Genomic DNA, 16,966 nt, shown 5'->3' with positions numbered 1-16,966 from the left:
GTCGTTGGTACGGGTTCGTCGATCGTTGTCGCATCGACGGATGACCGTTGATTCTGTCAGGCCGTCCTGAGTTGTCCCTGAGTCGACACGTCGTGTCGGTGATCAGTGCATTCGGTGTCAGTGCAGGAGTGCCTGCAGGGGTCGGAACGGTGTGAGCCACGCCCCGTCGTCGGGCAGCGAGTCGAGCCCGATGCGCGGGAGGGGCTCACGGAACACGGCCGGGATGTCCTCGAGGTCGACGAACTCCAACTCTTCGGTGGTCAATGCCCAGCTGGCATGTTCACGGAACCCGATCACGGTGACCGGTATGCCGTCCGACACCACGTCGAGCAGGGGCTCCCGGAATGCTTGTCCGTCGGCCGAGGCGACGATCAGGCCAGCTAGTCCCACAGTGTGCCTGCGAAGTTCGATGTGGTCGAGCATGTCGGCATCCACATCGCTGTCATCGGACAGCTTCGGCTTCGCGAAAACCGCATATCCGACATTGCGCAACGCGTCGACCCAGGGCCGCACCACGTCGGCGCTACCCGGCACGATGTTCGTGAACACTGTCGCCTCGGGCTCCACCCGCCGAGGCGCTTCACTGTCGGCGGTGTGTCCGGAGATCTCCGCGGTTCGTTGCAACAGCCAACGGCCGAGAGCGTCGAAGCGCGGACGATGGGCCGCGGTCGGGCGTCCGCCGAGGATTGCCCCGAGCCCCATGTCCATGTTGGGGGCGTCCCAGACGAGGAGGAACCGCGACGCCGCACTCTGGCCGGCGATGGTCTCCGAGAATCCCTTTCCGGTGGCCGGAACCGGTGGGGGAGTGATGATCTCCGATTTCGTGGAGTCGTCGCTCATGCGTCGCCGCCTTCGGTGGCTGGAGGGGTGGGGAGATCCGGACGGACGTAGACGAACTCGTTGACGCCGCGTCCCTCGCGCTCGGCACGGCCCTCGAACTTCGTGGTCGGCCGGTCCAGCAGGATCGGGGCGTCCCGGGTCAGCTGGATCACGTGCGGCCGATCGGGGCGCTGAGTGGCGAGATGTTCGGCGATCCACTCCGCGTAGCCGGCGTGGTCGGTGGCGATGTGGAGTATGCCGCCCGGCTTGAGGCGGTCGGCCATCAGTTCCAGGGTGCCGCTCTGCACCAGCCTGCGCTTGTGGTGCCGTGATTTCGGCCACGGATCCGGGAAGAACACCCGGATCCCGGTCAGACTCTGCGGCCGCAACAGTTCGGTGAGCACCACGACGGCGTCGCCACGGACCATCCGGACGTTGGTCAGTCCGCCACGGTCGACGAGCCCGAGCAGCTGGGCGAGCCCGGGTTTGTAGACCTCCACCGCCAGCACGTCGACGTCGGGTTCGGCCTCGGCCATCGCGGCGGTCGAGACACCGGTACCGCTGCCGATCTCCAGGACGGCAGGGGCGTCGCGGCCGAACAAGTCGGGAAGGTCGACGGCGTCCTCGGGAACCCGGTCGACCCCGATGTCCAGGTCGCGGCCCAATCGGGGCCAGAGGGTTTCCCAATTCCGTTGCTGACCCGACGTCAAAGAGCCGCGACGGAACCGGAAACTGGTGACCCGCGGATAGCGACGTGACTGATCGAGACTCTCGCTCACCGGTCCATCGTTGCGCATCGGTGCCCGCCGGGAACAGTCGACACGGATTCTGCGCCGGTCAGCGGCACGGCGCGAGCGTCGGGACGCTAGATTGCCAGGCATGTCGCACGCCCCGATGATCCCATCGACGAACGCGTTGGAGCGGGTCGTCGAGTCGGGTCGTCTGGTGGCGCTCGTCGACCCGTCGTCGCCGGCCCGTGCCGAGCTCGACGTGGCGGTCCGTCGCTACGGCCGACCCCTGCAGGTCCAGGTCGGCGGCCGGCCCGGGACCGGGCGCGATACGTTCGCCCGTGCGCTGCGGGAGCGGTTGTCGGTGACGGCGATCGGCCCGGGCGAGGCCGACGGGAATGTCGACGCCCCCGATCCGTGGACCGCCGATCCGTGGACCGCCGACCTGTGGATGTACGTGTTGTCGGGACCGGCGCGAGCTGCGGATCGGACGGCGCTCGCGCAGATGCCCGCGGATCGTACGGTGGTGGTGCTCGGCAAGGCGGACACCCACGGATCCCCGGATGCCGCCGCCGACGTCGCCGCCGAGTGCGCCCAACACCTCGGGGTCCCGGTGCAGGCGGTGTCGCAGTTGCTGGCCTGTGCGGATCTCTCCGACGACGAGTTCGACCTCCTGCGCCGCCTGGTCGCTGCCGGTCAGACGATGCCGTCGATGTCCGGGCAGTTCCTCACCCCCACCCTGACCGGGCAACCGGCCCCCGATGGCGCCGGCCCGTTCCGCGGCGACGAGCGGGTACTGCGGGCCGGTCTGCTGCGCCGTGTCGATCGACGTGGCATCGAGGTCGCGCTCGACCTGCTGGCCGCCGACGACCAGGCCGCCGCCGACGTCTCGGCGCTCAACACGGCCCTGCACGGGCGCAGCGGCATCGATCAGCTCGTCACGTCGATCCGGGAGCGGGTCGACCTGGTCCGGTACTGGCGGCTGACGGAGTTGCGGTCTCGGCTGGAGATCGTCGCGGCCCGCGGATGGGACCGCGATGTGATCGAACAGCTGCTGCGGGACGGTGAGGTGGCGTGAGCACCGCGCCGTCCGTGCCCGACGCCGTCTCCCACGTCCACGGCCTGACCGGATTCGATGCCGCGGCTCTGGCAGGCAACGGAACCGGAGTCGCGGTGTACGGGATCGGCGGCACGGGGGTGACCAGCCTGATCGAGGCGTGCCGGATGGTCGATCCGGCGTCGCCGGTGGTCGAGGGACGCTGGGGCGGTCGCGCCGACGACGTGTCGGTCGGCATCGCACTGATGGTGGTGGACCCGTCGTCGTCGGTCGGTGACGAGGAGAAGCAGGCCGTCGACGAACTGCGGTCGCGGTTCGGGATCGTCGCGCTGGTCGGGTCCAAGATCGACGCCTTCTGGGACTGGCCCCGCATCCTGCGCGCGCATCGCGCCCTGCTCGACCCGTTCGAGCAACTCCCGGTGTTCGCGGTCTCGTCGGCGGCTGCGTTGTCGGGGGCGGCGGACGAGTCCGGGGTGCCCGCGCTGATGGAGTGGATCACCGGGTGTCTCGCGGCACCCTCGGAGGTCCGGCGCGAACGGGTGCGGGTCGCCGCGGCGCTCGGGGCCGTCGAACGAACCCTGGACGGACTCACCCGGGCCACCGATCCCGATGCGGCGTCGGAGACGGTCGATCGGCTGGCCGATCGACGGCGGGCTCTGCTGGAATCCCGAGACCGGGGTCGCGCGGACCGGCTCGCCGCGGCGCGAGCCGGGCTCGCGAGGGCACGCAGCGAGTCGCTCGCCGACGTCGCCGCGGGCACCCGCGGTCTCGCCGCCGCGGCGACGGCGCGGTCGGCGACTCTCAAGCGCGCCGCCGTCGACGGTTATGTCCGCTGGCTCACCGACGAGGTGGCGGCGTTGCGTGACCGGGTGGATCACGCCACCGACGAGCGCATCGACGAGGTACGGGCGGCGACGCTCGTCGGCATCGAGGCCCAGATCGACGCCGGACCCCGTACCGGTCCAGATGATCGGGCGCCGGATCCACCGTTCGGGCGGGCGGTGCCGTCCGGCCGGCGGGGCGGCGAGGACGCCCTCCTGGTCCTGATCGGTGCGTCGACCGGGCTCGGCGTGGGACGCCTGATCGTCGCGCCGATGGCGGCGGTTCAGACTCTGCAGTGGGTGAGCATGCCGCTCACGCTGCTGCTCGGGGTCGTCGTCGCCACGGTGGTGATCCGGGTGCGCCGGACCACGGCACTGCGCGCCGACCTGCGCGGCTGGAGCTCCGACGCGCTGAACGAGACGCGCGGGCGGCTCGAACACCGGGTGGGGCTGCGGCTGGCCGCGGCCGAAGCCCATCTGGCCAGTCAGGTGACCCGTTTCCACGAACGGCGCTCGCGACAGGTGTCGGCGGAGGTCGCGGAGATCGACGTGAGACTGCGCGACCTGCGGTCGGGATCGGCAACCCGGGATCGACGCGATCAGCTCGGCCGGCTGCGCGGCACGCACCGCGAACTCGTGACGCTTGCGCAGGCGCTGAGCGGCGACGACGCGGGCATCTGAGCACGATCGGAACCGATCGGGTTCGCGTTGCGTCCTATCATCACGGTGGTGTGCGGCAGGGGCCGCACCGAGCGACTCAGGATCGAACCCAGCAGGACTGAACCCAGCAGGACTGAACCCAGCAGGATCGAACCCAGCAGGATCGAGGCGGCGTAGATGGACATGGCATTTCTCGGTGGCGACCCGCTCGGTGGCGACCCGCTCGGTGGTGATGGGTTCGGTGGCGATGCGTCCGGCGATGCCGATCGCGTGTCGGTCGACCACGACGGATCGTTCGCGGCGCAACAGCACGTCTCCCACCTCATCCCCTCCGACATCCCCTCCGACGACCTCGGCGGCACCTCGTCGCCGGAGGATCATCTGTGGATGCATTCCGACGGGCGGGTCTGGGATCTCGGACCGGCCGATGTCGACACCGACGACGACGGCGTACGGGACTCACTCACCCGCAGCGGTGCCGGCGGGATGACCGTCTACACCGACTCCGACCACGACGGACAGGTCGACAAGATCACCGAGATCGACGCGCAGGGCATGTTCTCCTCGCGCACTCTGGACCCCGAGAGCGGCGCCTGGGTGCCGACCGATACCGGCCGGCTGGGCTGAGGCTCCCTCACGTTCGGGGAATCGGCGGCTGCGGGCTCTTGCGATACATGCGACTGTGGGATATCACCCATCTGTTGGCCCCGGTACCTAGCGCCCGCTCGGTGAACGTATCCTGAGTTGACGACGACATCGCCGACGGCTATGCATCGGGCCGTCACCTCGGAGGAGACCCAATCATGACCTCAGCCACAATTCCCGGACTGGACCCGAACACCGCCCCGACGAAACACGCCGGACTGCTGGCGTGGGTCGCCGAGGTCGCCGAGCTGACACAGCCCGACCGGGTCGTCTGGTCCGACGGCAGTGACGAGGAATGGGACCGGCTCACGACCCATCTCGTCGACGCAGGCACGCTGGTCAAGCTCAACGAGGACAAGAAGCCCAATTCGTTCCTGGCCCAGTCCGACCCCGCCGATGTCGCCCGCGTGGAGTCGCGCACATTCATCTGTGCGAAGACCCAGGAGGATGCCGGCCCCACCAACAACTGGGTCGATCCGGCGGAGATGCGCGCCACGATGAACGACCTGTACCGCGGATGCATGCGCGGTCGCACGATGTTCGTCATCCCGTTCTGCATGGGGCCCCTCGGCGCCGACGACCCGAAGCTGGGCGTCGAGATCACCGACTCTGAATATGTCGTGCTGTCCATGAAGATCATGACCCGTGTCGGCCCGAAGGTGCTCGAACTGCTCGGCGACGACGGGTTCTTCGTCAAGGCCCTGCACTCCGTCGGTGCACCGCTCGAGCCCGGTCAGGCCGATGTCCCGTGGCCGTGCAACTCCGAGAAGTACATCTCCCACTTCCCCGAGGACCGGGAGATCTGGTCGTTCGGTTCCGGATACGGCGGCAACGCCCTGCTGGGCAAGAAGTGCTACGCGCTGCGCATCGCCTCGGTGCTGGCCCACGACGAGGGTTGGCTGGCCGAGCACATGCTGATCCTCAAGCTCACCAGCCCGCAGAAGAAGGTCTACTACGTCGCCGCCGCGTTCCCGAGTGCGTGCGGCAAGACGAACCTCGCCATGATCCAGCCCACCATCCCGGGCTGGACCGCCGAGACCGTCGGCGACGACATCGCCTGGATGCGCTTCGGCGACGACGGCCGCCTGTACGCGACCAACCCGGAGTTCGGGTTCTTCGGTGTCGCCCCGGGCACGAGCAACGACTCCAACCCGAACGCCATGAAGACCGTCGAGGCGGGCAACACGCTCTACACCAATGTCGCGCTCACCGACGACGGCGACATCTGGTGGGAGGGCATCGGCGGCGAGAAGCCGGCGCACCTGACCGACTGGCTGGGCAACGACTGGACGCCGGATTCCGAGGGGAAGGCCGCGCACCCGAACTCCCGGTACTGCACTCCGCTGGACCAGTGCCCGTCGCTGGCCGACGAGTGGGACGACCCGAAGGGTGTGCCGCTGTCGGCGATCCTGTTCGGCGGCCGTCGCAAGACCACCGTCCCGCTGGTCACCGAGGCCCGCGACTGGCAGCACGGCGTGTTCATGGGTGCCACCGTCGGCTCGGAGCAGACCGCCGCGGCCGAGGGCAAGGTCGGTACCGTCCGTCGCGACCCGATGGCCATGCTGCCGTTCCTCGGCTACCACATCGGTGACTACTTCGCGCACTGGATCGACCTCGGCAAGAACGCCGACGCCGCCAAGCTGCCGAAGATCTTCTACGTCAACTGGTTCCGCCGCGGCGACGACGGCCGCTTCCTGTGGCCGGGATTCGGCGAGAACAGCCGCGTGCTCGAGTGGATCGTCGGCCGGATCGAGGGCGAGAACGAGGGCATCTCCACGCCGATCGGCATCGTCGCGAAGCCCGAGGAGATCGACGTCGACGGTCTGGGTGATCTCCCGGCCGAGGACATCGAGGCGGCGCTCGCGGTGAACGCCGACGAGTGGCGCCAGGAGATCCCGCTGATCGAGGAGCTCTTCGAGTTCGTCGGCGACAAGCTGCCGACCTCGCTGCAGGACGAGCTGGATCAGCTCAAGCAGCGCCTGGGCTGAACCACGTCACCGATCTCTCGACGTTCTCTCGACGTCGTGCCATCGGGTAAGGTCTCCCCCTATGAGGTTTCGCTTGTGGGGGGCGGCACTCGTGTCCGCTTGTGCTGTAGGACTTTCCGTTGTGTCGGTCGGTGGGGTCAGCGCGGCGCCGGCGAGCCCGTCGTCGGGCGTGACGTCGTTCTATCGGGATTCGACGACGATCTCCGGGCTGCCGACCTTCGGCGGGATCTCGGGCATCGACCGCACCGGCAACGGCACCTTCGCGCTGATCTCCACCGATGTCGGCCGATTCGGCCCGGCGCGGTACTACAACGCGACGATCCCGTTCAGCTCGACGACCGGCGTGGCGAGCCAGGGCCGGATCACCGGCGGCGGCACCGTCCTCGGCCCCGGCAATCTGCCGATCCTGCCCGGGGGCGCGCAGTTCGAGGGTCTCCGTCGCCTCGGCGGCGGTTACGTCGTCGTCGGCGGCGGCAACCAGCAATTCGTCCGCGTGGTCGGCGGGCTCGGCAATCACCTGCGTGATCTGCCGCTCCCGGCCGCCTACCGCACCACCGCCAAGAGCGGCCTGAACGGGCAGCGCGGACTGACCGGTGTCGCGGTGGCACCCGGTGATCGGGTCAGCGCCATCACCGCGGGCGGGCTGAAACAGGATCCGGGGACGTCTGCCCGCCTGCTCACCTGGGCCGGCCGCGGCACCTCCGAGCACGTGTACCGCACCGACGGCGACAAGGTCGCGGCAGATGTGCTGGCGGTCAACAACACCGACTACCTGGTGCTCGAACGAGGCAAGGGCCGCGCGACCCGCATCTACTGGACCACCACCCGCGGTGCGCAGTCGGTGACCGGGAAACAGCAGCTCTCCGGCCGCGAGGCGGCGATGCCGAAGAAGTCCATCTTCTCGACCGAACCGCTCACCGGTCTGGTCGCCGGGAACATGTCCGGACTGGCCTGGGGCAATTGGTTCCCCGACCATCCGTGGATGACCTATCGGGCGCGGGCGCTCTACATCGTGACCAATGACGCCTTCTCGGGCCCGACGCGCGTACACGTCCTCGAGGTCCGGCTGCCCAAACGCTGATCCGCCCAAACACTGATCCGTCGGTGTTCGACCGACCCCCGGACATCGGGGTGGTCACTCAGGGATATTCCCGATAGCCAACGGACCGGAGATTTGGCACCGTTGAGGCCATGACATCGGCCCATACGGACAGCCCACACGTCGCAGCACACCCGATCGCCGCCGGCGCGGCCGATCTGACCAAGGTCTACGGCACGGGTGACACCGTCGTCGAGGCACTGCGGGGGGTCACCATCGAGTTCGCCGCCGGCCAGTTCACCGCGATCATGGGCCCATCGGGATCGGGCAAGTCGACCCTGATGCACTGCCTCGCAGGCCTCGACGTGGCCACCGACGGCAAGGTGCACATCGGCGACGTCGACCTCACCGGACTCTCCGACAAGGCGATGACCATGTTGCGGCGCGACCGGATCGGGTTCGTCTTCCAGTCTTTCAATCTGGTCCCCACCCTGACCGCGGCCGAGAACATCACGCTGCCCGTGGACATCGCGGGCCGGGAGGTGGACAAGGAGTGGTTCGACGCGGTCGTCGATCGCCTCGGCATCACCGACCGGCTGACCCATCTGCCCAGCGAGCTGTCGGGCGGTCAGCAGCAGCGCGTGGCATGTGCGCGTGCACTGGTCGGCAAGCCGGACATCATCTTCGGCGACGAGCCGACCGGAAATCTCGACTCACGCTCCTCGGGTGAGGTCCTCGACATCCTGCGAGCGGCGACCGACGAGTTCGGCCAGACCGTGGTGATCGTGACGCACGATCCGCGCGCCGCCTCCTACGCCGACCGGGTGGTGTTCCTCGCCGACGGGTTGATCGTGCGCGAGTTGGCGCGCCCGTCGGCCGACGACGTCTTCGAGGTCATGAAGAACCTCGACGAGCCGGCGGCATCGGAGCCGCATGCGCCCAAGCATGCCGCCGATGCCCCGGCCGCTGATGCCACGGCCGCTGATGCCACGGCCGACGAGAACACCTCCGAGGTGCGCTGACACCATGGCATCGTCATCGGTGATGCGCCGGGTCTCGTTGCGAAACCTGCGCGCCCACAAGCTCCGTCTGTTCCTGACGGTCTTCTCCATCGTGCTCGGCACGTCGTTCGTGGCCGGGTCCATCGTGTTCACCTCGACCGTCTCCAAGGCGTTCAACGACATCTTCGACTCCGTCGCTCCCGGGGTCTCGGTGCAGATCACCCCGGAGAACAATCAGTCGCCGGGCGTTCCGCAAACGGTCGTCGACGATCTCGAGGCCCGGAAATCGGAGCTCGGGATCGACCGCATCGTCGCCAACTATTCGGGTCTGGTGACGATCGCCAATTCCGAGGGCAAGGCCCTGCAGACCGGCGGTGCCCCGAGCGTCGGCACCGCGTACCTGCCGCCCGACGTCGCGCTCTCGCCGGACACCAGCAAACTCGAGCCCGGCGGTCGTGGACCCACCGGCCCGGGTGAGGTCGCGCTGAACGCCTCGGCGGCGGAGAAGGCAGGCCTGAAGGTCGGCTCGAAGTCCAAGGTCGTCCTGGGACAGGGCTCCGCCCAGCCCCGCGAGGTGACCGTGGTGGGTCTGCTCGACCTGCCCGGCTCCACCGGCGGTTTCGTCAACGTCCAGTTCGATCAGACCACCGCGAAGACGCTGTTCTCCGACGGGCAGCACGTGGCCCAGGTGGATATGTCCGCGGCCGCCGGGGTGACACCCGCCCAGCTGCAGGAGCGCGTCGAGAAGGCCCTGCCCCCGGACCTGTACAAGGTGCGCACCGGAGATCAGGTCCGGCAGGACGAGAAGGACAACGTCAATCAGTTCCTGAGCATCTTCACCGGAATCCTGTTGGCGTTCGCGGCGATCGGGCTCATCGTCGGAACCTTCATCATCTACAACACATTCTCGATGATCGTGGCGCAGCGCAACCGTGAGCTGGCGTTGCTGCGCGCGGTCGGCGCGAGCCGCAAGCAGGTGTCGCGCTCGGTTCTGTTCGAGGCGTTCATCGTCGGCGTGATCGGCGGTGTCGTCGGCCTGGGAATCGGTATCGGGCTCGCCGCGCTGCTGAAGGCGTTGACGAGTTCGGCGTCCGGATTGCCCCAGGCGCCATTGCAGATCAGCGCGGGGGCGGTGCTGGCAGCACTCTTCGTCGGCGTGGTCGTGACGATGGTGAGTGCGTGGGTGCCTGCTCTGCGCGCATCGAAGGTGCCGCCGGTTGAGGCGATGCGGTCCGGCATGGCCGAGGGTTCGGCGCCGTTGCGCACCCGCACGATCGCGGGGGCCGTCCTGGGCGTCGCAGGCCTCGCGGCCATCATCATCGGTGCCATGGGCGTCGGCCTCGGACCGGCGATCGCGGTCGGATGCGGCTCGGCGGCGGCCATCGCCGCGGTGGTCCTGGCCGGGCCTGCCCTGTCGCGGCCGATCGTCGGGGGCCTGGGCACGGTCATCGGCGCACCCTTCGGCAAGATCGGCAGGCTCGCCCGGACGAACGCGGTGCGCAACCCGCGCCGCACCGCGGCGACGGCCTTCGCGCTCACCCTGGGACTGATGTTGGTCGCCGTGATCGGTACCCTCGGCACCTCGTTCAAGGGCACCATCGACACGGCAGTCGACACGGGTCTGCGCGCCGAGTTCATCGTCGCCGGCGCCAATCAGCTGCCGATCCCGGGCTCGGTCGCCACCGCCGTCGAGGGCGTGGACGGCGTCGGGTCGTCGGTCAGCTTCGGTGTCGTCCGCGCCGAGGTGAACGACAAGACGGTGGCCGGATACGGGGCGCTCGGCGGCCAGCCGGACGACGTCGCCATCATGGACATGAAAGACGGTGCCTCCCCGAACCTTCCGGCCGACGGCATGTTGGTCAGCGAACGCACCCGGAACACGCAGGGCTGGGATCGCGGTGACGTCGTCACCTTCACCGGCCCCACCGGGGAGCGGATCCCGGTGACGGTGTCCGGCGTGTACGCCGACAACGAGGCGCTGCAACCGTGGATGGTCGGCCCGACGGTCTACGACAAACTCGTGCCGCCGTCGGCACGGGTGAGCGCCACCATCTTCGTCACGCCCGCACCCGGCGTGCAGGCCGACGTGCTGCGCACGAATCTGGAGAACGCCACCGACTCGTATCTGACCGTCCAGGTCCAGGACCGCGACGAGTTCAAGAGCTCGGTCTCCAGTCAGATCGACCAGATGCTGGCGACGCTCTACGCGATGCTCGGCCTGGCGTTGCTGATCGCCGTACTCGGCATCGTGAACACCCTGGCGCTGTCGGTGGTGGAGCGGACACGGGAGATCGGCATGCTGCGGGCCGTCGGCATGCTGCGGTCCCAGGTGCGGCGCAGCATCTATCTGGAGTCGGTGCTCATCGCGATCTTCGGCGCGATCCTGGGGGTGATCCTGGGCAGTGTCATCGGCTGGGCATTGGTGCGGACTCTGGCCAAGTGGGGTCTGGGCACACCGGTCCTACCGTGGAGCCTCATCGTGATCACCCTGGTCGCGTCGGCGGTGGTCGGCGTCCTCGCCGCGCTGTGGCCCGCGGTTCGCGCGGCACGCACCCGACCGCTGGAGGCGATCGCCGAGGCCTGATCGCGACCGGGAACCGGGTCAGCGGGCGGCCGGCTGGCGCTCGGGTTCGGCGGCAGGCTCGTCGGCGGCAGGCGTCATCGCGTCGGGACTCAGGAAGGCCAGGACGGCGGCGCCGACGAGGATCACGACGCCCATCACGATGCAGGCGGTGTTCAGCGGCGCGACGAAGGCGTGTCGTGCCTGGTCGGCGACCTGCCCGAGCGCACCGGCTTGCGCGGGGTACTGGGTGACCAGGGCGTCGAGGGCGTGTAGTGCCTCGGCGAGGGAGCGCGAGATGTGGTCGCCGAGTTCGGCCGACCCGGTGGTCGCGGCCACCTTGTCGGCGATCGGGGCGATGTTGCGGCTGTAGCCTGCGGCCACGATGCTTCCGGCCAGGGCGATGCCGATGGCTGCGCCGACCTCGCGGAAGGTGTCGTTCACGGCCGATCCGACGCCCTGGTTCGCCGACGGCGTGTTGGCCATGATGGCCGTGGTGGGCGGTGCCGTGGCGAAGCCCTGTCCGGCCGACCCGAGGAGCAGCAACGGGAGCAGGCTGAGATAGCTCGAGTAGTCGAGTACGCCCATCAGGATCAGCGCGACGCCGGTGAGCCCCACCCCCAGGACGAGGATGGTGCGCAGCGAGTAGCGGACCGCGAGCCAGCCGCCGATCGGGGACAGGACCATGATGACCGCGATCAGAGGCAGCATCGCGGTGGCGGCCATCAGCGGTGACATCCCGAAGTCGAGCTGCAGGCGTTGCAGCACCACGAAGAACAGCCCCAGCGACGCGAAGAACTGCACCAGGATGGTGAACGCGCCTGCGGAGAACGCCCGGTTCGAGAACAGGCGGACATCGAGAAGTGGTGCATCCCGCCGATATTCGACGAACGCGAACACCACGGCCAGCACCAGGCCGGCGGCCAGCGCCCCGATGACGATGGCGTCGTCCCAGCCACGGCTCGGTGATTCGAGCAGCCCGAGGACGAACAGGAACACAGCCGAGGTGGACAGCAGGGCGCCGGGGAAGTCGAACCGTCGGGGCTCGTCGTCGCGGGAGGTCGCGATCGTGCAGGACGCCACGGCAAGCACGAATGTGACGGCGGCGAACGTGACGAAGATCGACCGCCAGGTGAACCACTCGAGGAGGAATCCGCTCACGAAGAAGCCGCCGATACTGCCTGCGCCGGCGACCCCCGCCCAGATGGCGACGGCCAGGGGGCGTCGGGACTCGGGGAGTTCGGAGGTCAGCAACGACAACGTCGCCGGCATGATCATCGCAGCGGCGACGCCGGCCAGTGCACGGCTGGCGATGACGATCATGGGGTCGTCGATCCACAGCGGCGGCAGCGACGCGATCGCGAACACCACCAGCCCGACGACGAGCAGTCCGCGCCGGCCGTATCGGTCGCCGAGTGCCCCGCACGGCAGGAGCAAGGCGGCCAACGCGACGGTATAGGCGTCGACGAGCCAGGTCATCTGCGTCGAACTCGCGCCGATGGACGGTCCGATCTCGGGCAGCGCGACGTTGAGTGCCGTCATCGCACCCGCCACCACCGAGAGGGCTCCGCAGGCGACGCACATCAGCCAGATCCCGCGCGCCCCGATCCGGTCCTTCGTCGTTTCCGTGCCCTCGCTCTGCCGATCCGCTCGTTGCTGATCCGAGATCATCGTCTGACCATACATGTGTAGGCCACTGTATGTTCAGTGCTGCGATTAGGGTGACGTCATGGCACGACGCACGGGTTGGGGTGGCGAACTCCCCATCGACGACGCGGAGGCCGTCGCGCGGATCCTGTCGGCGACGCGGCGGGTGATCGAATCCGAGGGCGCCGCGGTCAGCGTCACCCTGGTGGCGCAGGAACTCCAGGTGACCAGGCAGACCGTCTACCGGTACTTCGGCAGTGTGCAGGAGCTGCTGGCCGCGGTGGCCCTCGACTCGGGACGGACGGCCGCACCGACCATCATCGATCGCGTCCGGGCGATCACCGATCCGGCCGCGGCCGTCGTGGAGCTCGTGGCGTCGGCGATCGAGATCCTCACCACCGACCGGGTGCTGGTCTTCCTGCTCGGACCGGGGGCCAGTACCGGCCTCCTCGGCGGGTCGATGACGGGGCCCGCAGCGCGAGATCAGGCCAGGGCGATCCTCGACGAGCTCGAGTTCGACTGGCGCAGGATGGGATTCGACGACGAGATGTTCGACCAACTCGTCGAGTGGTGTCTGTTGGTGATCGGCGCCTACATCCATCGCCCCGACGACGAGATCCCGGCACCGGCCGAATTGCGGGCATATCTCTCGGTCTGGATGCGGCCGTCGATCGAGGCGGCCCACCTCGGAACTCGCGGCGCGCGAGCGCGGCCGCAGACGGAGACAATGACACAATCGGTCCCATGACCCAGCCACCCGACGATCGTTGGGACCCGAATCGCGAGCATCCCGACACGCGACGATTCGACCCCGCCGACGAGACGGCCGCCTACCGACCCGACGACCGCGGTCCCGCGGACCAGCCGCCGGAGGCGGCAGGCCGACCGGGTCCGTACGGCCCGCCTCAGGCCTACACCGAAGCCGCCGCCTACGGTTCGCCGTACGGGGAGCCAGGCCCGGGTGAGCCGCCCCCGCCACCACCGAAGAACACCGGACGCACGGTCGGGCTGGTGATCGCGGTGATCGCGGCCGTGGTGGTGCTGGCGCTGGTCGGCATCCTGATCGCGCGTGGCTCCGGCGACAACGACGAGCAGACCGCGGGCGCGAGCTCGTCGTCGGCCGCCACCACCACCTCCGAGGCGGCGACCACCACCACGACGACCGAGGAGACGACCACCACCACACCGACACCGACGGTGGCACCGGGCGCGGTGGTCTATCAGTTGACCGGCAACGGCGACGTCATCGGGATCCGGTACATCAACGGCACCCGGTCGACGGTGGTCGCCGCGGCAGGCGCCCCCTGGTCGCAGGCCGCGACGGTCACCGGCGCCACCGCCGAACTCAACGCGATCGTCGTGCGTGGCCCGGTCACCTGCAACATCCTGCACGGCCGGGACCTACTGGCGTCGTCGACGAGCAACGGCGGCCCCCTGACCTGCTCGGCGCCGATACCCGCGGGTTGATCACGTCGCGTGACGCGTGCGACGACGCTACGTCCGGCCCTCGTCGCGCCACGTGACGAGCGCCCGCCGCAGCAGTTTGCCGGTGGGGTTGCGTGGCAGTTCGTCGAGGAAGATGACGTCGCGCGGCACCTTGTAGCGGGCGAGATGGGCTCGCACGTGGTCGCGGATGTCCTGCGCCTCGGGATGTGCGCCCGGCGTGGGAACGACGAATGCCCGTAGGCGGGTACCGAATTCGTCGTCGTCGACCCCGATGACCGCGACATCGTCGATGTCGGCGTGCTCGGCCAGGAGGTTCTCCACCTCACCGGGGTAGACGTTCTCGCCGCCGGACAGGATCATGTCGTCGTCGCGGCCGTCGATGTGCAGAAGTCCGTGCTCGTCGAAATGTGCCATGTCGCCGGTCGACATGTAGCCGTCGATGATCTGTTTGTGTCGTCCGTCGGTATAGCCCTCGAACGGCGCGGAGCTCCGCACGAACAGCCTGCCGCTCTGATGGTTGTCGGTGAGCTGCCGGTCGGCGTCGTCGTAGAGGCGTAGGCGACCGGCGACGGTCGATCGTCCGACCGTGCCCGGTGCGAGTCGGAGTTCCTGCGGCTGGGCGACCGATGCGACGGCGACCTCCGTGGAGCCGTACATGTTGTAGAGGACGTCGCCGAACGCATCCTGGACGGCCTCGCTCAGAGCAGGGGTCAGCGGTGACCCGGCGATGACGATGGCCTGCAACGCACTCAGGTCGTACTCGGCGATCTTCTCCGGACCCAGCGCGATCATCCGGTGCAGCATGGTCGGGACCGCGACGAGCATCTCGGCCCGGTGCTCGGCGAGCGCGGCCAGCGTCTTCTCGGCATCGAACCGGCGCAGCAGGACCGCCTTGTTGGCCTTCGCCGTGGACACCCCCCACATACCGAAGCCGGTGGAATGGAAGATCGGAGAGACGATCACCACGCTGCCGCGTTCCGGGAAGGGGATGCGGTCGACGAACATCGCCGAGGCGAACGGATTCATCTTGCCGCGCGGGGCACCCTTGGGCAGGCCGGTGGTGCCGCTCGTGAGGATGATGAACCCGCCAGGACTCTTCGGCAGCGGCGGCAACGACGTGTCGCCGGTCGCGGCGATGTCCTCGATCAGTGGGGCGGTGTAGTCGTCGTGGTCGCCGTCGGACCACGTCAGATAGCGTGGGATGTCGGCCGGGAGCGCGCTGAGCAGGTCGATGAACTCGCTGTCGTGCAGCACCGCCCGGAGGTTCTCGCGTCTGGCCACCTCCGCGAACTGGGGTTTGGCGAAGCCCGTGTTCATCAGCGCGAGTTTGTGGCCTGCCCGGCCTGCGGCGGTGATCGCCAGCAGCAGGCCGCGATGGTCGCGGGCCAGCACGCCGACGACCGACCCGGGCCCGATGCCTGCGCCGAGCATCGCATTCGCGAGGGCGTTGGCCTGGTCGCTGAGCTCGCGGTAGGTCAGTTCCCCACGCTCGTCGGCGAGTGCCGGAGCATCCGGATACTCCTGCGCGTTCCGCAGGATCAGCGACGCCTGCGCACCCATGGTGTTGGCCCACTTGATCCCGCGCAGCATCCCGGTGAGATCGGTGAAGTCGAGGATGCCGGTCCGTTGCAGCACCACTGCACTCTTGATGTTGCGGGCGATGTCGTCGAATCGGTCCTTCACGGCGTCGAGCGCACCTGACATGCGGCCCGTCCTTTCCCCGGCGTTCGGGGACCATCGGCTGTGTCCCCCGTCACAACATTCTGGCGCGCCCGGCGACTCGTGGGGTCGAACTCAGCGTTTCCGCAGCACCAGAACGAGATTCGTCCCGAGCACCTCACGTAGGCCCGGCACGCGCATGACCCACCACAGCCGGTGCGGCAGATATCGCGGGAAGGCGGCGACGCGCGATGCCCGCGGGGCGGCGTCGGCGGCCCATCGCAGCCCCTGCGCCGCGGTCACCGGGAACAGGGAGGTGCCGAACAGGTTCTTGGGTGGGTGTCCGTGCCTGCGGGTGTACCAGCGGGCCGCGCGATGCCCGCCTGCGTAGTGCGTCAGACCCATCTCGTGTCCGCCGAAGGGGCCCCACCACAGGGTGTAGCTGATGATCACCGTCCCGCCCGGCCGGGTCACGCGCAGCATCTCCTCGGCCATCGCCCAGGGCGCCGAGGTGTGTTCGACGACGTTCGACGACACGGTGACGTCCATCGACGCGTCGGCGAACGGGAGATGCCGACCGTCCCCCCGGACCGACGCGCGGTGGTCCAGACCACCTGCGTGCATCTCGGAGGGATCCGGTTCGACCGAGATGTAATGCGCACCGCGATCGTCGAAGGCGTCGGCGAAATAGCCGGGGCCGCCCCCGACGTCGAGGATCACTGCGCCGTCGAGGGGGGCCGGATGCCAGTCCGCGACCATCTGTGCCGTGTCGTCGGCGATGGCGCCGTAGAAGCGGGCCGGGTCGCTCTGTTCGAAACGGAAGTCGTTGAGCAGGCGGGCCGCCCTGGACAATGTCGCGTGCCGGGCGAACCCACTGGTGGAGCGGGCCATCGGTG

14 protein-coding genes are annotated in these 16,966 nt (G+C 68.9%); 9 read left to right on the top strand and 5 right to left on the bottom strand.

From position 1 onward, the window contains the following. Positions 1-117: 117 nt before the first annotated feature. Both IDF66_RS10180 and trmB read right to left on the bottom strand, forming a co-directional pair. Positions 118-840, bottom strand: a complete 723-nt coding sequence (locus IDF66_RS10180; RefSeq protein ID WP_223309407.1) for an NYN domain-containing protein — start codon at positions 838-840, stop codon at positions 118-120. After that, complete coding sequence (trmB, locus tag IDF66_RS10175; protein WP_190266748.1) at positions 837-1,616, bottom strand: tRNA (guanosine(46)-N7)-methyltransferase TrmB; 780 nt, start codon at positions 1,614-1,616, stop codon at positions 837-839. Before trmB ends, IDF66_RS10180 begins: the two co-directional genes overlap by 4 nt. Before the next feature lie 82 nt (positions 1,617-1,698). Here trmB and IDF66_RS10170 point away from each other — a divergent pair, with 82 nt between their 5' ends. The 7 genes from IDF66_RS10170 (at position 1,699) to IDF66_RS10140 (ending at position 11,342) form a co-directional block, all read left to right on the top strand. Beyond that, positions 1,699-2,625, top strand: a complete 927-nt coding sequence (locus IDF66_RS10170; RefSeq protein ID WP_190266747.1) for a hypothetical protein — start codon at positions 1,699-1,701, stop codon at positions 2,623-2,625. Then, positions 2,622-4,106: a hypothetical protein gene (locus tag IDF66_RS10165; RefSeq protein ID WP_190266746.1), complete on the top strand. Its 1,485-nt coding sequence runs from the start codon at positions 2,622-2,624 to the stop codon at positions 4,104-4,106. The genes IDF66_RS10170 and IDF66_RS10165 overlap by 4 nt, the downstream gene beginning before the upstream one ends. 156 nt (positions 4,107-4,262) lie before the next feature. Further along, a complete protein-coding gene (locus IDF66_RS10160; RefSeq protein WP_190266745.1) occupies positions 4,263-4,712 on the top strand; it encodes a DUF6802 family protein in 450 nt (149 codons plus the stop codon). 176 nt (positions 4,713-4,888) lie between these two features. Further along, a complete protein-coding gene (locus IDF66_RS10155) occupies positions 4,889-6,718 on the top strand; it encodes a phosphoenolpyruvate carboxykinase (GTP) (protein ID WP_190266744.1) in 1,830 nt (609 codons plus the stop codon). Positions 6,719-6,779: 61 nt separating this feature from the next. Beyond that, entirely contained in the window at positions 6,780-7,799 is a 1,020-nt protein-coding gene (locus tag IDF66_RS10150; RefSeq protein WP_190266743.1) for an esterase-like activity of phytase family protein, read from the top strand. A gap of 110 nt (positions 7,800-7,909) precedes the next feature. Beyond that, positions 7,910-8,779, top strand: coding sequence for an ABC transporter ATP-binding protein (locus IDF66_RS10145; protein WP_190266742.1), 870 nt, complete (start codon positions 7,910-7,912; stop codon positions 8,777-8,779). Between the two features lie 4 nt (positions 8,780-8,783). Continuing rightward, entirely contained in the window at positions 8,784-11,342 is a 2,559-nt protein-coding gene (locus IDF66_RS10140) for an ABC transporter permease (protein WP_190266741.1), read from the top strand. 18 nt (positions 11,343-11,360) lie between these two features. Here IDF66_RS10140 and IDF66_RS10135 read toward each other — a convergent pair whose 3' ends face one another. Continuing rightward, positions 11,361-12,989: an MFS transporter gene (locus tag IDF66_RS10135; RefSeq protein WP_190266740.1), complete on the bottom strand. Its 1,629-nt coding sequence runs from the start codon at positions 12,987-12,989 to the stop codon at positions 11,361-11,363. 58 nt (positions 12,990-13,047) lie between these two features. Between IDF66_RS10135 and IDF66_RS10130 the strand changes: the two genes are divergently transcribed. After that, entirely contained in the window at positions 13,048-13,713 is a 666-nt protein-coding gene (locus IDF66_RS10130) for a TetR/AcrR family transcriptional regulator (RefSeq protein ID WP_190266739.1), read from the top strand. Continuing rightward, entirely contained in the window at positions 13,710-14,432 is a 723-nt protein-coding gene (locus tag IDF66_RS10125; protein ID WP_190266738.1) for a hypothetical protein, read from the top strand. Before IDF66_RS10130 ends, IDF66_RS10125 begins: the two co-directional genes overlap by 4 nt. A gap of 27 nt (positions 14,433-14,459) precedes the next feature. On the opposite strand, the gene IDF66_RS10120 is transcribed toward IDF66_RS10125, so the two are convergent. Then, positions 14,460-16,115, bottom strand: coding sequence for an acyl-CoA synthetase (locus IDF66_RS10120; protein WP_190266737.1), 1,656 nt, complete (start codon positions 16,113-16,115; stop codon positions 14,460-14,462). Positions 16,116-16,205: 90 nt separating this feature from the next. Beyond that, entirely contained in the window at positions 16,206-16,961 is a 756-nt protein-coding gene (locus IDF66_RS10115) for a class I SAM-dependent methyltransferase (RefSeq protein ID WP_164308199.1), read from the bottom strand. Positions 16,962-16,966 lie beyond the last annotated feature (5 nt).

Source organism: Gordonia hankookensis (genome assembly GCF_014673215.1).
GTDB lineage: Bacteria > Actinomycetota > Actinomycetes > Mycobacteriales > Mycobacteriaceae > Gordonia > Gordonia hankookensis.
This window is presented reverse-complemented; position numbering and strand designations above follow the sequence as displayed.

What these genes read in the sequence shown, in the direction of transcription:
- IDF66_RS10130 (WP_190266739.1), top strand. Translation starts at nt 13,048, where the DNA reads ATGGCACGACGCACGGGTTGGGGTGGCGAACTCCCCATCGACGACGCG.
- IDF66_RS10125 (WP_190266738.1), top strand. Translation starts at nt 13,710, where the DNA reads ATGACCCAGCCACCCGACGATCGTTGGGACCCGAATCGCGAGCATCCC.
- IDF66_RS10120 (WP_190266737.1), bottom strand. Translation starts at nt 16,115, where the DNA reads ATGTCAGGTGCGCTCGACGCCGTGAAGGACCGATTCGACGACATCGCC.
- IDF66_RS10135 (WP_190266740.1), bottom strand. Translation starts at nt 12,989, where the DNA reads ATGATCTCGGATCAGCAACGAGCGGATCGGCAGAGCGAGGGCACGGAA.
- IDF66_RS10160 (WP_190266745.1), top strand. Translation starts at nt 4,263, where the DNA reads ATGGACATGGCATTTCTCGGTGGCGACCCGCTCGGTGGCGACCCGCTC.
- IDF66_RS10180 (WP_223309407.1), bottom strand. Translation starts at nt 840, where the DNA reads ATGAGCGACGACTCCACGAAATCGGAGATCATCACTCCCCCACCGGTT.
- trmB (WP_190266748.1), bottom strand. Translation starts at nt 1,616, where the DNA reads ATGCGCAACGATGGACCGGTGAGCGAGAGTCTCGATCAGTCACGTCGC.
- IDF66_RS10170 (WP_190266747.1), top strand. Translation starts at nt 1,699, where the DNA reads ATGTCGCACGCCCCGATGATCCCATCGACGAACGCGTTGGAGCGGGTC.
- IDF66_RS10150 (WP_190266743.1), top strand. Translation starts at nt 6,780, where the DNA reads ATGAGGTTTCGCTTGTGGGGGGCGGCACTCGTGTCCGCTTGTGCTGTA.
- IDF66_RS10155 (WP_190266744.1), top strand. Translation starts at nt 4,889, where the DNA reads ATGACCTCAGCCACAATTCCCGGACTGGACCCGAACACCGCCCCGACG.
- IDF66_RS10145 (WP_190266742.1), top strand. Translation starts at nt 7,910, where the DNA reads ATGACATCGGCCCATACGGACAGCCCACACGTCGCAGCACACCCGATC.
- IDF66_RS10140 (WP_190266741.1), top strand. Translation starts at nt 8,784, where the DNA reads ATGGCATCGTCATCGGTGATGCGCCGGGTCTCGTTGCGAAACCTGCGC.
- IDF66_RS10115 (WP_164308199.1), bottom strand. Translation starts at nt 16,961, where the DNA reads ATGGCCCGCTCCACCAGTGGGTTCGCCCGGCACGCGACATTGTCCAGG.